We start from the raw sequence: 15,174 nt of genomic DNA on the forward strand, positions 1-15,174 counted from the left end.
TCATTTCCGTTTTTTAGTTTGGGCCTGTCGGTAAGTCTCGGCGATTGCCGCCGGCCCGAGCCTTGTCAGGCAAGCAGCGGCGGTCTCGCCCTGAAATCGTGCGCTGCGGATCATCGCCGCGACGCGACTGAAGCCGCGCGCGGCGTCATAGCCCGGCCTGTAGCCGGCAGGAAGAGCCTTTGCCGTCGCGTTCACGACAAGTCCGGCTCCATTTTCGCCGCCGACGATTGTGAGCGCCGCCGGGCCGGGATGCGCACAGCCCTTGGCGCAGCCGGAAATGTGCAGGGTGAAGTCGAGAATGTCTGCGTTTTCGGTTGCGATCGTCTCGGCGATGTCACGCGTTGCGATGCGGCCGGAGGCGCAGGCCGGCGTGCCGGGGCAGGCGGCGATTCGGGTGCGCGGATCGGTGGGGGAGGTGACGAAGCCGAGGGCGGTGGCTGTTTGCTGGAGGCTTGTGCAATCGGCGTCTGGCTGGCCAACGAAGAGCAGGGCGCGGCCCGGTGCGAGACGGATTTCGGTGGTGCCGACAGCGCTTTTCGCGAGGGCGATGATTTTGTCAGCAGGCATGCTGCCGTAGGGAAGAGCGATGCCGAGGGCGAAAGTGTCACCGGCCAAAGGGAAAAGGCCGATAGGTTTGCGCGAGGCGCCCCCCTCTGTCCTGCCGGACATCTCCCCCACAGGTGGGGAGATTGAGCTGCCATCTCCGCTTTCGCCAATCTCAAAGGCCGCGGGAGTGGTGCCGACGACCGAACTGCCAATCTCTCCCCTTGTGGGGGAGATGTCCGGCAGGACAGAGGGGGGCGCCTCGCACAAACCTGTCCAGCATGACCAGCCTGCGAGAGACACCAACTGCCGCTCCGACAAATCCCTCGCATGTGCCTCACGGCCCTTTTCGGCGACCATCCTGAGTGCCGCGACGGCTATGTCTCTCGCGGCATCCGCGTCGACCTTTGCCAATGCTTTCGCGTTTAGGCCGTCGCCGGCAACCGATACACTCCAAACGATGTCGTTGTCGGCTCGCACCGCCTTCAGCCTGATATCCGCCGTCACCGCGTCCATCGTCAATTGCCCGCCGCCATCGACAACAACCGAAACCTTCGGCCCCAGCCTTGGCGCCAGCCCGGCCTCTTCAATCGCCATCCTGATCCGCTCTGCCAGCGGTCGCGGATCGGCGATCTCCTTCGGATCGATACCCGCCAGCGGTCCTGTTTCCACCGGCACGCCGGTCCGCACCGCAATGCCCAGCGCATCGACCTCCGCCGCCAGCAGCGCGGCGCTCTCCGCTGTCAGCCCACGTATCTGCAGGCTGCCGCGCGCTGTCACTTCCATGATGCCGTTGCCATGCCGCAGGGCGGATTCGGCCAGCCCGATCAAAAGCTTCGGCGTCAGTGCTCCGGCAACCGGGTTGAGCCGCACCAGGAGGCCATCGCCGGTCTGCATCGGTGCCGACAGGGCCGGACAGGCGCCCCGGCGCGAGAAGGCGTTCATGCCGCCACTCCCAGCGCCTCGGCCTCCGCAATCAGGGCAACAAGATCGTCGTCGATGGAATTGCGCAGGGGATGCCAGAGGCCGCGCCGGCGCGCCGAGAGAAAACGCTCGGCGATGATTTTCGCGGCGGCCGGGTTTTCGCGCAGGATGAAGGCGCGAACTTCCTCGTCGCCGACATAGGCGTCGTGTACGGCCCCGATCAGCGCGCCCGAAATGGCATGGGTGGTCTCGGCGAAGCCGACCAGCCGGTCGACTGTCTCGGCGAATTCGGAGGCGCCGCGCGGGCCGTGCCGCATCTGTCCGGCAATGAAACGCGCGTTGACGGCGCGGGCGCGTACCACGCGCGAGACGGCCTCGCCGACCGAACGCGGCTTCGGCTTTTGCGGGTCCGTCGTGTCGAGGACGATGACGTCGGCATTCCGGCCAAGTGCTGCAAGTGCTGCCGAAAAGCCGCCGATGAAGGCGACGTCGGCGGAGCCTTCGAGAATGTCGCGGCCGGGGTCGTCGCCGGTGTGGACCAGAAGATCGGCTTCGGCGATGCGGGTTTCGAACGCGCCGGGCGCCGAGATGCCTTCGCCGCCGGCACCGCCATAGGCATGCGAGGTGGCGTCGAGATAGGCGCGGCCGATTTCTTCGCGCGCCGCCCAGTCGCCGCTCGAGAGGAGATTCTCGACGCCGGCGCCATAAGTGCCGGGCGAGGTACCGAAGATGCGCGGGCTGATCTTGCCGTCGGCTCGGGTCCGGGCCGCGAGCGGGTTTTCCGAATCCTCTTCGTCGCGCGCGGCGACGGCATTGGCGGCGGCGTCGATCAGCGCGATCTGGGTCGGGAACATGTCGCGGAACAGGCCCGATATGCGCCAGGTGACATCGACGCGCGGGCGGCCGAGCGTTGCCGGCGGCAGCACTTCGATGCCGGTGATGCGGCCGGTGGCGGCATCCCATTGCGGCCGGCAGCCCATCAGCGCCAGGCCTTGCGCGATTTCCTCGCCGCCGGTGCGCAGCGAGGCCGAGCCCCAGAGGTCTATCACCAGAGAGCGCGGCCAGTCGCCATGTGACTGGAGGTAGCCGCGCACGACCTCTTCCGCCGCCGCCTTGCCCAGATCATAAGCGGTCGGTGTCGGCATGGTACGTGGATCCGACGTGAACAGGTTGCGGCCGGTGGGCAGCACGTCGGAACGTCCGCGCGCCGGCGCGCCGGCCGGCCCGGCCTTGACGTGGCGGCCATCGAGCGCGGCGAGCAGCGCCGACCTTTCAGCCTCGGCACTTTGGCGGCGCATGGCGTCGGACTCATCGTCGGGCGCGCGGCCGTAGATATGCAACCCGTCCTTGATGGCGAAGTCCTTGAGGTCGCAGAGCCAGGCGTCGATGCGGCGTAGCGCCTCGTCGGGCGCGTCGGTCCTGGCGACACCGGCTTCCGAGGCAAGGCCGGTTTTTTGCGCCGTCTCGACGATCAGTTTTGCCAGGCGGTCGCGGCGGCGACGGTCGAGGCCGTCCGCCTGGGCATATTCGTCAACTAGGCGTTCGAGTTTGTGCTGGTCTTCGTCCAGTCCCGCGCCGGCCAGCGGCGGCGGCAGATGGCCAAGCGTGACGGCGGCGACGCGCCGCTTGGCCTGCGCCGCTTCGCCTGGGTTGGAGACGATGAAGGGATAGATGACGGGCAAGGGACCGGTGACGATCTCGGGAAAGCAGCTTTGCGAGAGTGCAACCGTCTTGCCCGGCAACCATTCCAGCGTGCCGTGCGCGCCGACATGGATGAGCGCATGGATGCCGAGGGATTTGCGCAGCCACAGGCCAAACGCGATCAGGGCGTGGCGCGGAGGCAAGGTTGGATCGTGGTAGTCGGCGCGGCGGTCGGCGGAGCGGCCACGGTCGGGGGCGAGGGCTACGGTGATGTTGCCGAAGGTCGCGGCGCGGAAGGGGAAGTGTTTTCTGCTTGATAGTGAAGGTTGGCGCGAGGCGCCCCCCTCTGTCCTGCCGGACATCTCCCCCACGAGGGGGGAGATTGAGCTGTCATCCGCGCTTTCGCCAATCTCGAACGTTGCAGGAAGGGTGCCAGCGACGAAACTGCCAATCTCCCCCCCTGTGGGGGAGATGTCCGGCAGGACAGAGGGGGGCGCCTCGCGCAAAGCTATCTCTTTGGCCTTCCCCCACGCCGCCTCAACGGCAGTCATAGCCTCAACCGGCAATTCCTTCGAGAAGGTAAGGTACTCCTCCAGCCCCAGCCCGTCGGCACTCCGCTCCAGCAAATCCAGTAACCCACGCGGCGTTTGCGGAATCCCCTCAACCGCATAACCCTGCTCCTTCAGGTCATGCAGCATTGCCAGCACGCTGGACGGTACATCGAGGCCGACGGCATAGCCGGTTCGGCCCGGTGCGCTTGGATAGTCCGGAATCAGGATGACAAGCTTGCGCTCGGCGCGTGGTGCCCCCTGCAGCTTGATGAAGGCCGCCACGCGATCCGCCACCTGAACTACGCGATCCGGCTCCGGCCGGTTGGCGAAGGCGCGATGGCCAAGTGCCGGATCGACATCGCTTTCGCCCTTGAAGGAAATGGCGCCGGCGAGGATGCGGCCGTCCAGTTCTGGCAGCACGACATGCATGGCGAGGTCGGCGGGCGCCAGGCCGCGCTGGTTGTTTTCCCAGACGTCGCGGCGTGTGGTGGCGACGATGACCTGGAAGACGGGCACGCCGGCACGGTCGAACAGGGTTTCGACGCCGGGTTCGGCACCGGAGGCGAAGGCGGTCGCGGTGATGATGGCGGCGGGTTTCAGCGCGGCGAACGCGGTTTCCACAAAGGCGAGTGACGCCGGCTCTTTCAGGCTGGAGACGAAGATGGGGACTGGGAGCATGCCGCGTTGGCGCAGTGCTTCAAAAAGGGCATCAATCGGCGCGACATCGGCGGCGAGCAGCATCGAGCGGTAGAAGAGGATTGGGATGGTGGGGGCGCTGAGGTTCCCAGCGTCGAGTTCCGTCGCCCCCCTCTCTGTCCTGCCGGACATCTCCCCCTCAAGGGGGGAGATTGCTCTGTCGTTGACGGCCTCGCCAATCACAGACGTTGCAGATGGCTCTTTTTTCGTCGGGGAAGAAAAAGCGCCGAGGCCGGCGACGGCTGATCTCCCCCCTTGAGGGGGAGATGTCCGGCAGGACAGAGGGGGGGGCGAAGGATCGTCGACCTCCAAAAGGTCTAGCTTCTCTACAACCCCCACTCCAGGCTGATAGTACCCGGCCTTTGGCACCGCCATCGGCTCAACAACGGCCGCGTCCTGTCCGGCCAAACCCGCAAGGCGCTGTACCAGCGCGCTCATATTGGCCGGGCCGCCTTCGCGGAAATAGCCGAGCAGCGCGTCCAATTCCTGGCGCGGCAGCGTCGAGGCTTCGATCAGCCTGAGATCCTCGTCGTGGCTTTCACCGGGAAGCAGCGCCAGTTTTATGCCGCGCTCGCGGGCGATCGAGGCCAGCTGGTCGCAGCCATAGCGCCACCAGTCGTAGCCGCCGAGGATGCGGACCAGGACGATTTTGGCGTGGCGGGCGACGCTGTCGATCCAGAGGTCGACGGACATGGGATGGCGTAGGTCGCGCAGCGCCGCCAGCCGCATCGAGGGCAGGCGGCCGGCATCCGCCTTCCACGCGGCCGCCAGTCCGGCGAGATCGCTGTCGGTGAAGGACAGGGCCACGATATCCGCCGGCGTCTGCCGCAGATCGACCGGCTCGGCGAGATCGTCGAGCGAGGCGGAGGTCGTGGTGAGGATATGCATCGCGGCCCGTGTCTGAAATCAGCCGGCGAGTATACGCTCGATTGCCGGGCGGTTCAGCCCCTTGAGGCCGATGACGACCAGGCGCGAGCGGCGATCATCCTCGGCGGTCCAGGCGCGGTCATAGTAGTGATTGACGCGCGGTCCGACGGCCTGCAGCAGGAGCCGCATCGGCTTGCCGCCGACCTCGACGAAGCCTTTCACGCGCAGCACGTTTTCTTGTTCGGCGGCGGTGGCAACGCGCTTTGCCAGCTCGTCCGGATTGGCGATCGAGGGGATGTCGACGATGAAGGTGTCGAAGTCGTCATGCTCATGGTCGAACGCGCCGTCATGATGGGATTTGCGGTTCTCGATATCGTCCTCGACGGCGAGACCGAGGCCGAGCAGCACCGAGGGATCGACCTTGCCATGCGAGGTCGGCACGATCTTCACGGCGCGGGCGGAATGTTCGTTGACGATGGCATTGGCGCGGGCCGAGCCGGCGGCGTCCATCAGGTCGCTCTTCGAGAGGATGATCAGGTCCGCGCAGGCGATCTGGTCCTCGAACACTTCCTCGACCGGGTCGTCATGGTCGAGGCTCTCATCCCCGGCGCGCTGCGCCTGCAGGGCGTCCATGTCGTTGGCGACGCGGCCTTCTGCCAATGCCGGACCGTCGACCACGGCGATCACGCCATCGACGGTGACGCGGCTCTTCACGCTCGGCCATTGGAACGCCTGGACCAGCGGCTTGGGCAGAGCGAGGCCCGAGGTTTCGATCAGGATGTGGTCGACCTTCGGCGTCAACGACAGGATCTGGTCGAGCGCCGGCACGAAATCGTCGGCCACGGTGCAGCAGATGCAGCCATTGGCGAGTTCAACGATGTTCTCCTCCGGGCAGGTGTCGATGCCGCAACCCTTCAAAATCTCGCCGTCAATGCCGATGTCGCCGAACTCGTTGACGATGATGGCAATACGCTTGCCGCCGGCGTTTTCCAGGAGATGGCGGACCAGCGTCGTCTTGCCGGCGCCGAGGAAGCCGGTGACGACGGTGCAGGGGACGCGGGATACGGAAGCGCTCATGATCAGTCCTTCAGCATGTCGAGGGGAGGGATGCGGGCAACAAGGCCGCGCTTGAGGGAATCGGGGCGGCCGCGCCACGGGATGAGGCCGTCGGTCGAGGTGGCGAAGAGTTTGGCGCCGGTGACGAGGTCGGCGCCGCTGGCCGCGGTCAGGTCGCCGAACACATAGCTCCAGCAGCCATCGCGCAGGATCGCAGCGCTCAGCCGGCGCTTGCAGTTGCCGAGACATTCCACCGTGCGGACGCGGATGTTGTCATCGGCTGCGGCGCGGCGCGTGTCCTCCGCCAACAGTTCGCCGGCGCGGGGATGGGCGTCGGAACCGGTCTCGTCGCGACAGGAGGCGCAGACGATGACCGTGACGCCGGCCAAGGCTTCGCTGTCGGCGGACGAATTGTCCGCTGTGCCAGCCGAAAAACTGCCGTTCTGGTCCAAAAAGCCGGGCTCCTTGCCCGGAAACCCGCCGGGCGATCGGATTCTCTTGTCGCAGACGGCAGGTCTCCTGGCTCGCGGGTCATCGCCTTGGGTGCCGCCTTCCCGGGAATTCCCAGTGGCTTTCGGCCTTGGCTCTTCGCTTACAGTTGCGGGGACAGCCGCGGATTTGAGATTTTTCACCTCGCACCGCATTCCCTCTTAGCCCCTGCCGTTGCGGGCAGGGGACCGTCTGGACCGGATTTAGGCTTTTGCAGGCAGCGGTGTCAACGCGGGCTTACGACACGGCGATGTCGGCCAGCGCCGGACCCAGATCGCCTGCCGGAGTCACGTCCATGCGTTCAAGGCCAAGCCAGCCCTGCATCTGCTTCAATTCCTCGAAGAGCTGCGCGGCGGTTTCAGGCGGCGCGCCGGGCTCGGGGTAGGCGGCATGGACGCGCAGGACGCTGGCCGGCCGGTCCGCCTTGAGGTCGACACGCGCGACGATCCGATCGCCGAGCAGGAAGGGGAGGACGTAATAGCCGTATTGGCGCTTTTCAGCCGGCGTGTAGATCTCGATGCGGTAGTGGAAATCGAACAGCCGCTCCGAGCGCGAGCGCTCGAAGACGACCGGATCGAAGGGCGCCAGCAAAGCACGCGCCTCGATTTTCCGGGGCAGGCGCGCGTCCTTGTGAAGGTAGGCCGGCTTGTCCCAGCCTTCGACGCGTACCGGCAGCAATTCGCCCGACTCGACCAGTTCCTCCAGCCGACCCTTCATGTCGGCCGGCGACAGCCGGAAATAGTCGCGCAGGTCTCCTGATGTCGCCACGCCATGGGCGCGGGCCGAGATGCGCAGCAATTCGCGGTGCGCGTCCTCGGCCGGGGGCACCGGCAGGTCGAGGATCGCCTGGGGCAGCACGCGCTCCGGCAGATCGTAGAAGCGCTCGAAGCCGCGGCGGTGCGCCGTGGTGATGCGCCCGGCCCAGAACAGCCATTCGAAGGCGTGCTTGGCATGGCTCCAGCCCCACCAGCCGCCCGAACCTTTCTGGCCTTCGAGCGCCGAAGCGGCGATCGGGCCGCGCTCGACGACCGCGCGGTAGATGTCTTCTATATAGGCGGCGTGTTCGCGGCCCCATTTGGCCAGTCCCAGATACATTTCATCGCCTTGCTCGGCTCGCTGCATGCGCCAGCGCATCAGCGGGTAGGTCTCGACCGGCAGGAACGAGGCCTCGTGCGCCCAGTATTCGAAGACAGTGCGCTTGCGCGTCACGGCGGCATTGTCGAGCAGCGTGAGCGGGTAGGGACCCAGGCGCGAATAGAGCGGCATATAATGAGCACGCACCACCGCACTGACGGAATCGATCTGCAGCAGGCCGGTGCGGGAGAGCACACGGGCGAAATGGCGGCGGTCAGGTGTGCCATTTGGGCGCGGATCGAGAAACCCTTGAGCGGCGAGTGCAATGCGGCGGGCGGCGGCAAGCGAGATTTTTTCCTTCATGCAGGGATCACTCTGAGGGGCTTCGGCTGTGGGTCGCGTCTTTGTCTGGGCAGGTTCTTGTCGCAAAACCGGGGTCCACTTTTGCGGAACCTGCGTGGTGATTCCAACCCATGCTAGCAGGGTTTTGGCGGCAACCATGTCAGGAGAGAAAAGTGGAGTAAAAAGCGAAGGAAATCAAACAGGAGCGGATCGGACCAGTTTCTCCGGATATGCCGTCCAGGTCGGCGTTTTGAACAAGGTTTGACTTGCTTCGCTGGAAGTGCTGCGCTAACCCTCGCCGCGTTGCAGCATAGGCCCCTTAAAACGGTTCAGCGGTTAAACTGTCACGCTTCCGCATTAAGGTCCGGTGCTGTAATCAAAGTGGATTGGCGCCAACGGAAAGCCGCTGCATGAACGCACTCCTCAGTTCGTACCTGCCTATCGTCCTGTTCATAGGCGTGGCACTGGTCGTCGGCCTGGCGCTGCTGGCCGCCCCGTTCCTGGTGGCCTACCGCAATCCCGATCCCGAAAAGCTTTCCGCCTACGAGTGCGGTTTCAACTCGTTCGACGATGCCCGCATGAAATTCGACATCCGTTTCTACCTGGTGTCGATCCTGTTCATCATCTTCGACCTGGAAGTGGCCTTCCTGTTCCCCTGGGCCGTGTCCTTCTCGAAGATCGGCATGCTCGGCTTCTGGTCGATGATGGTGTTTTTGGCAGTGCTGACCATCGGCTTTGCCTATGAATGGAAAAAAGGAGCGCTGGAATGGGATTGAACGACAGTTCAGGCACCATCGTCGCGCCGAAGCCGAAGGGCATTATCGATCCCAATACCGGCAGGCCGGTGGGGGAGGACGATCCCTTCTTCCTCGAAATCAACAATGAGCTTGCCGACAAGGGCTTTCTGGTCACCTCGACCGAGGCGCTGATCACCTGGGCGCGCTCGGGCTCGCTGATGTTCATGACCTTTGGTCTGGCGTGCTGCGCGGTCGAGATGATCCACACCTCGATGCCGCGCTACGACTCGGAACGGTTCGGCGTCGCGCCGCGCGCGTCTCCGCGCCAGTCCGACATCATGATCGTCGCCGGCACGCTGACCAACAAGATGGCGCCGGCGCTGCGCAAGGTCTACGACCAGATGCCGGAGCCTCGCTACGTCATCTCGATGGGCTCCTGCGCCAATGGCGGCGGCTACTACCACTATTCCTATTCGGTGGTGCGCGGCTGCGACCGCGTCGTGCCTGTCGACATCTATGTGCCCGGCTGCCCGCCGAGCGCCGAAGCTTTGCTCTACGGCATTCTTCTCCTGCAGAAGAAAATCCGCCGCACCGGCACGATCGAACGGTAAATCCATGGCCGCATCCCTGAGCGAACTGTCGACCTATCTCGGCGAAAAGCTGATCGGTCGCGTCAACGACGCGGTGCTCGCCTATGGCGAGCTCACCATCCATGTCGAGCCGCGCGACCTCATCGAAGTGGTGACCTTCCTGCGCGACGATGCGCGCTGCCAGTTCATCTCGATCATCGATGTCTGTGGGGCCGATTATCCGTCGCGGGCCAAGCGCTTCGACGTCGTCTACCACCTGTTGTCGCCGAAGCAGAATGTGCGCATCCGCGTCAAGGTGCAGGCCGACGAGGAGACGATGGTGCCATCGATCACCGGCGTCTATCCGGGCGCCGACTGGTTCGAACGGGAGACCTACGATCTCTATGGCGTGCTGTTCTCGGGCCATCCCGACCTGCGCCGCCTGTTGACCGATTACGGTTTCGAAGGCCATCCGCTGCGCAAGGATTTCCCGCTGACCGGCTTTGTCGAGGTGCGTTACGACGACGAAGCCAAGCGGGTCATCTACGAGCCTGTGGAATTGAAGCAGGAATTCCGCAATTTCGATTTTCTTTCCCCTTGGGAAGGCACGGATTACGTGCTGCCCGGGGACGAAAAAGCGAAACAGTGAGTAGGGAAGTAGTGAGTAGTCAGTAGGGAAAGAATTGGAGCAACGGATCGAATCTTATCGCGACTTGAAGGTGTGGCAATCGGCGATGACGCTCGCCGAAGATTGTTACCGCTTCACCAAAGAGTTTCCGAGGGATGAGATTTACGGCATGACCTCTCAGATGCGCCGATCAGCAGTTTCGATCGCGGCGAACATCGCAGAGGGATACGGTCGGGAAAACAGAGGGTCGTTCATTCAATTTTTGCGCGTGGCGCAAGGCTCGTTGAAGGAACTGGAAACGCACACACTGCTGGCATGCCGGGTTGGCTTGCTGCGAAAAGACAATGAGACTGAGCTGCTGCTGCGATGCGAAGAGATTGGAAAAATGATGAGATCTCTTATCCGAACGGTGCAGGCCAAGCAGGCGGAATGAAGCAGGCATTGAGATTGATGATCACTACTCACTACTCACTACTGACTCTTCGCCAGAGGCGCCACAATGGCTGAGACCTCCGTCCGCAATTTCAACATCAATTTTGGACCTCAACACCCTGCGGCGCATGGTGTTTTGAGGTTGGTTCTCGAGCTGGACGGCGAAGTCGTCGATCGCGTCGATCCGCATATCGGGCTCTTGCATCGCGGCACGGAGAAGCTGATCGAGGCCAAGACCTATCTGCAGGCTGTGCCCTATCTCGACCGGCTCGATTATTGCGCGCCGATGAACCAGGAACATGCATTCGCTCTTGCCGCCGAGCGCCTGCTCGGCATCGAGGTGCCGAAGCGCGGCCAGCTGATCCGCGTGCTCTATTGCGAAATCGGCCGCATCATGTCGCACATCCTCAATGTGACGACGCAGGCCATGGACGTCGGCGCGCTGACGCCGCCGCTGTGGGGTTTCGTCGAGCGCGAAAAGCTGATGGTGTTCTATGAGCGCGCCTCCGGCTCGCGCATGCATGCCGCCTATTTCCGCCCCGGCGGCGTCCATCAGGACCTGCCGCGTCAGCTGGTCGAGGACATCGGCAAGTGGATCGACCCGTTCCTGAAGTCGATCGATGATCTCGACAAGTTGCTGACCGGCAACCGCATCTTCAAGCAGCGCAATGTCGATATCGGCATTGTTTCGCTGGCCGATGCCTGGGCCTGGGGCTTTTCGGGCGTCATGGTGCGTGGTTCGGGCGCGGCATGGGACCTGCGCAAGTCGCAGCCCTACGAATGCTATTCGGAAATGGACTTCGACATTCCGATCGGCAAGAACGGCGACTGCTACGACCGTTATCTCGTGCGCATGGAAGAAATGCGCCAGTCGGCCCGTATCATGCGCCAGTGCGTCGATCTCTTGCTCGGCAAGGAAAGCACCGGACCGGTGTCGAATCTCGACGGCAAGGTCGTGCCGCCCAAGCGCGCGGCAATGAAGCGCTCGATGGAAGCGCTGATCCACCACTTCAAGCTCTACACCGAGGGCTATCGCGTTCCGGCCGGCGAGGTCTACGCGGCCGTCGAGGCGCCGAAGGGCGAGTTCGGCGTCTATCTGGTCTCCGACGGCTCCAACAAGCCTTATCGCTGCAAGCTGCGCGCGCCCGGCTTCGCGCATTTGCAGGCCATGGATTTCCTCTGCCGCGGCCACATGCTGGCCGACGTCACCGCCGTTCTCGGCTCCCTCGACATCGTGTTTGGTGAGGTCGATCGCTAAATGTCAGTCCGCCGTCTCGCAGAAGCCAGCGTCCAGCCCGCGTCCTTCGCCTTCAACAAGGCGAACGCGGCAGCTGCGAAGCAATGGATCAAGAAGTACCCGAAGGGCCGTGAGCAGTCGGCGATCATTCCCCTGCTGATGATAGCGCAGGAGCAGGAAGGCTGGGTCACCAAGGCGGCGATCGAGACGATCTCGGACATGCTCGACATGCCCCGCATCCGCGGGCTCGAGGTCGCGACCTTCTACACGCAGTACCAGCTCAATCCGGTCGGCACGCGTGCGCATATCCAGGTCTGCGGCACCACGCCCTGCATGCTGCGCGGCTCGGAAGCGCTGATGGATGTCTGCCGCTCCCGGATCCATCACGACCAGTTCCATACCAACGACCAGGGCACCTTGTCGTGGGAAGAGGTCGAGTGCCTCGGCGCTTGCGTCAACGCACCGATGGTGATGATCTTCAAGGACACGTTCGAGGATCTGACACCGGAACGGCTGGCCGAAATCATCGATCTTTACGATGCGGGCAAGGGCGCTTCGGTGGCGCCCGGGCCGCAGAATGGCCGCACCGGCTCGGAGCCGGCTTCCGGTCTGACAACGCTGAAGAGCGAAAAGGCGATCCTCAAGTCGACTCGTGACAGGGAGGCGAGGGAGGCCGCAAAGGCTGCCAAGGCGGCACCCGATGCGATCATTGCCGAGCCTGTTCCGGCACCCGCCGCCGCGCCCGTCGCGCCGTCCAATGCCAGCAAGCCGAAGACCGACGCGCCCGAAACCAGCCCGGCCTTGAAGACGCCTTCGGCGACCAAGGTGGCGCCTGCGGCGGAGAAGGCGGCGAGCGTTTCGGCGCCGCTGCATTCGGCCGCCAACGCCAACAAGGCAGCGCCCGAAGTCGAGCAGGTTGCCAAGCAGCGCAATGGGCCCAAGGCCAAGGCCGAGCCGGCCGCAGCCTTCAAGGCGCCGGAAGCCAAGGCGCCAGCGGCCAAGCCGGCGAAACCGTCGCTGGACGACAAGAACCGTCCGGCCGGTATCGACAGGCCGGCCGCGGTCGACGATCTCAAGCTGATCTCCGGCGTCGGCCCGAAGATCGAGGGCATCCTGCATACGCTGGGCATCTTCACCTTCGCGCAGGTCGCGTCGTGGAAGAAGGCGGAGCGCGAGTGGGTGGACGGCTATCTTTCCTTCCACGGCCGCATCGACCGCGACGACTGGGTCAAGCAGGCCAAGGCGCTCGCCAAGGGCGGCGTCGCCGAATACATCCGCGTTTTCGGCAAGAAGCCGGTCTGAGGGACGAAAAATGCTTCAGGACAAAGACCGCATTTTCACCAACATCTACGGCCTCTTCGACAAGTCGCTGGCCGGCGCGATGGCGCGCGGCGCCTGGGACAACACGCCCGGCATCGTCGCCAAGGGACGCGAATGGATCGTCAACGAGATGAAGGCGTCCGGCCTGCGCGGCCGTGGCGGCGCCGGCTTCCCGACGGGCCTCAAATGGTCGTTCATGCCCAAGCAGAGCGACGGCCGGCCGAGCTATCTCGTCATCAATGCCGACGAATCCGAGCCCGGTACCTGCAAGGACCGCGACATCCTGCGCAACGACCCGCACACGCTGGTCGAGGGGGCGCTGCTGGCCGGCTTCGCCATGGGCGCGATCGCGGCCTACATCTATGTGCGCGGCGAGTTCATCCGCGAGCGCGAGGCGCTGCAGCGCGCCATCGAGGAGGCCTATGAGGCCAAGCTGATCGGCAAGAACAACACATCCGGCTACGACTTCGACGTCTACATGCATCATGGCGCCGGCGCCTATATCTGCGGCGAGGAAACCGCGCTGCTGGAAAGCCTCGAAGGCAAGAAGGGCCAGCCCAGGCTGAAGCCGCCATTCCCGGCCAATGTCGGCCTCTATGGCTGCCCGACCACCGTCAACAACGTCGAATCGATCGCGGTGGCGCCGACCATCCTGCGCCGGGGCGCGGCCTGGTTCTCGTCCTTCGGCCGGCCCAACAATGTCGGCACCAAGCTGTTTTGCATCTCCGGCCACGTCAACAATCCGTGCACCGTCGAAGAGGCGATGTCGATCCCGTTCCGCGAGCTGATCGAGACGCATTGCGGCGGCATTCGCGGCGGCTGGGACAATCTCCTGGCGGTCATTCCCGGCGGCGCCTCGGTGCCGCTGGTGCCGGCCGAGCAGATCATCGACACGCCGATGGATTTCGATGCGCTGCGCGACCTCAAATCCGGCCTCGGCACGGCCGCCGTCATCGTCATGGACAAGTCGACCGACGTCGTGAAGGCGATCGCGCGCCTGTCCTACTTCTACAAGCACGAGAGCTGCGGCCAGTGCACGCCGTGCCGCGAAGGCACCGGCTGGATGTGGCGCGTGATGGAGCGGCTGGTGCGTGGCGAGGCGCAGAAGCGCGAGATCGACATGCTGCTCGACGTCACCAAGCAGGTCGAGGGCCACACGATCTGCGCGCTGGGCGACGCCGCCGCGTGGCCGATCCAGGGCCTGATGCGGCATTTCCGCGGCGAGGTGGAGCGGCGCATCGACGAGTTTTCGCGCAACGCGCACCGGACCGAGCCGGTGATGGTGGCGGCGGAATAGAATTTGTGACTGCGGGAATAACGGGGCGGGGCGAACGAAGAAACGACCAGGAGAATTCTATGGCGCCGTATTCGACACCCAACCCATTGATGCCCAATTTGGACCAGCTCGAGAAGATGAACCAGGACCTGACCAGGATGATGCCGAAGGAGATGGCCAGCGCCGTCAACCTTTTCGTGCACCCTGTCGCGGGTGCGGCGGCCATGTCGGCGCTCGGCATCGGGCTCGCCAACCATGCGTTCGGCGTCTGGATGGGCGCGCTCTCGGGAGCCGCCGAGGCATCACAGCGGCTCATGCAGCCGCTGATCGAGGATTTCGAGGCACGCATCGAACAGTTCGAGGACGCGAACTCGTCGTCCATCAAGGCGCGGGCGACGGCGAAGACGATGATTGCCGAGGCGCAGTCCTTCGCGCAGGAGGTCACCGACATCGCCGCAAAGGAAGCCGCCACCACGGCGCCGGCGGTGAATGCCGCTCCGGCAGCCGGCGAGGCCGCGGATGTGCTGCTGCCCGAAGATTTCAGGCAGCCCAAGACCATGGACAGGCCTGCGAAACCGTCCAACCTCAAGGCGATATCGGGCATCGGCCCGAAGCTGGAGAAGGTGCTGAACGGGCTTGGCATCTGGACATATGCCCAGATCGCTGCCTGGTCGCCGCAAGAGATCGCCTGGGTCGACGACTATCTGTCGTTCAACGGCCGCATCGGCCGCGACGACTGGACTGCCCAGGCGGCGGCGCTGGCCGCGAAGAAGTGAATGAAATGTCGGGCGC

General features: G+C 64.5%; 13 protein-coding genes and 1 riboswitch. Of the genes, 8 read left to right on the top strand and 5 right to left on the bottom strand.

Going from position 1 to position 15,174, the window contains the following annotated elements; translation table 11 throughout:
* From cobG to MesoLj_RS18805, 5 genes are all read right to left on the bottom strand, one after another.
* Complete coding sequence (cobG, locus tag MesoLj_RS18785; protein WP_202321718.1) at positions 1-1,488, bottom strand: precorrin-3B synthase; 1,488 nt, start codon at positions 1,486-1,488, stop codon at positions 1-3.
* On the bottom strand, positions 1,485-5,243 hold the full coding sequence (locus MesoLj_RS18790) for a cobaltochelatase subunit CobN (protein WP_202321727.1): 3,759 nt from the start codon (positions 5,241-5,243) through the stop codon (positions 1,485-1,487). Before MesoLj_RS18790 ends, cobG begins: the two co-directional genes overlap by 4 nt.
* 18 nt (positions 5,244-5,261) lie before the next feature.
* A complete protein-coding gene (gene cobW, locus MesoLj_RS18795; protein ID WP_202321729.1) occupies positions 5,262-6,299 on the bottom strand; it encodes a cobalamin biosynthesis protein CobW in 1,038 nt (345 codons plus the stop codon).
* Between the two features lie 2 nt (positions 6,300-6,301).
* Complete coding sequence (locus MesoLj_RS18800) at positions 6,302-6,730, bottom strand: DUF1636 family protein (RefSeq protein WP_202321731.1); 429 nt, start codon at positions 6,728-6,730, stop codon at positions 6,302-6,304.
* Positions 6,731-6,770: 40 nt separating this feature from the next.
* A riboswitch (cobalamin riboswitch) is annotated at positions 6,771-6,975 on the bottom strand.
* Positions 6,976-7,004: 29 nt separating this feature from the next.
* Positions 7,005-8,204 (bottom strand): winged helix-turn-helix domain-containing protein, encoded by a 1,200-nt coding sequence (locus MesoLj_RS18805; RefSeq protein ID WP_202321733.1) that lies wholly within the window; start codon positions 8,202-8,204, stop codon positions 7,005-7,007.
* 389 nt (positions 8,205-8,593) lie between these two features.
* Between MesoLj_RS18805 and MesoLj_RS18810 the strand changes: the two genes are divergently transcribed.
* The 8 genes from MesoLj_RS18810 (at position 8,594) to MesoLj_RS18845 (ending at position 15,158) form a co-directional block, all read left to right on the top strand.
* On the top strand, positions 8,594-8,959 hold the full coding sequence (locus MesoLj_RS18810; RefSeq protein WP_010910112.1) for an NADH-quinone oxidoreductase subunit A: 366 nt from the start codon (positions 8,594-8,596) through the stop codon (positions 8,957-8,959).
* Positions 8,950-9,531 carry a NuoB/complex I 20 kDa subunit family protein gene (locus MesoLj_RS18815; protein WP_202321734.1) on the top strand — a complete coding sequence of 194 codons (582 nt, stop codon included), beginning with the start codon at positions 8,950-8,952 and terminating at the stop codon, positions 9,529-9,531. Before MesoLj_RS18810 ends, MesoLj_RS18815 begins: the two co-directional genes overlap by 10 nt.
* Positions 9,532-9,535: 4 nt before the next feature.
* Positions 9,536-10,138: an NADH-quinone oxidoreductase subunit C gene (locus MesoLj_RS18820; RefSeq protein ID WP_140775921.1), complete on the top strand. Its 603-nt coding sequence runs from the start codon at positions 9,536-9,538 to the stop codon at positions 10,136-10,138.
* An 85-nt stretch (positions 10,139-10,223) separates the two neighbouring features.
* Entirely contained in the window at positions 10,224-10,550 is a 327-nt protein-coding gene (locus MesoLj_RS18825; RefSeq protein WP_446720331.1) for a four helix bundle protein, read from the top strand.
* A gap of 66 nt (positions 10,551-10,616) precedes the next feature.
* Positions 10,617-11,807 (top strand): NADH-quinone oxidoreductase subunit D, encoded by a 1,191-nt coding sequence (locus tag MesoLj_RS18830; RefSeq protein ID WP_140775922.1) that lies wholly within the window; start codon positions 10,617-10,619, stop codon positions 11,805-11,807.
* Positions 11,808-13,088 carry an NADH-quinone oxidoreductase subunit E gene (locus tag MesoLj_RS18835; RefSeq protein ID WP_202321738.1) on the top strand — a complete coding sequence of 427 codons (1,281 nt, stop codon included), beginning with the start codon at positions 11,808-11,810 and terminating at the stop codon, positions 13,086-13,088.
* A 10-nt stretch (positions 13,089-13,098) separates the two neighbouring features.
* Entirely contained in the window at positions 13,099-14,403 is a 1,305-nt protein-coding gene (gene nuoF / locus MesoLj_RS18840) for an NADH-quinone oxidoreductase subunit NuoF (protein ID WP_202321740.1), read from the top strand.
* Between the two features lie 59 nt (positions 14,404-14,462).
* The gene (locus MesoLj_RS18845) at positions 14,463-15,158 is read left to right on the top strand and encodes an NADH-ubiquinone dehydrogenase (protein ID WP_202321742.1); all 696 of its coding nucleotides are present in this window, start codon (positions 14,463-14,465) and stop codon (positions 15,156-15,158) included.
* Positions 15,159-15,174 lie beyond the last annotated feature (16 nt).

It is taken from the genome of Mesorhizobium sp. 113-3-9 (assembly GCF_016756515.1).
Classification (GTDB): domain Bacteria; phylum Pseudomonadota; class Alphaproteobacteria; order Rhizobiales; family Rhizobiaceae; genus Mesorhizobium.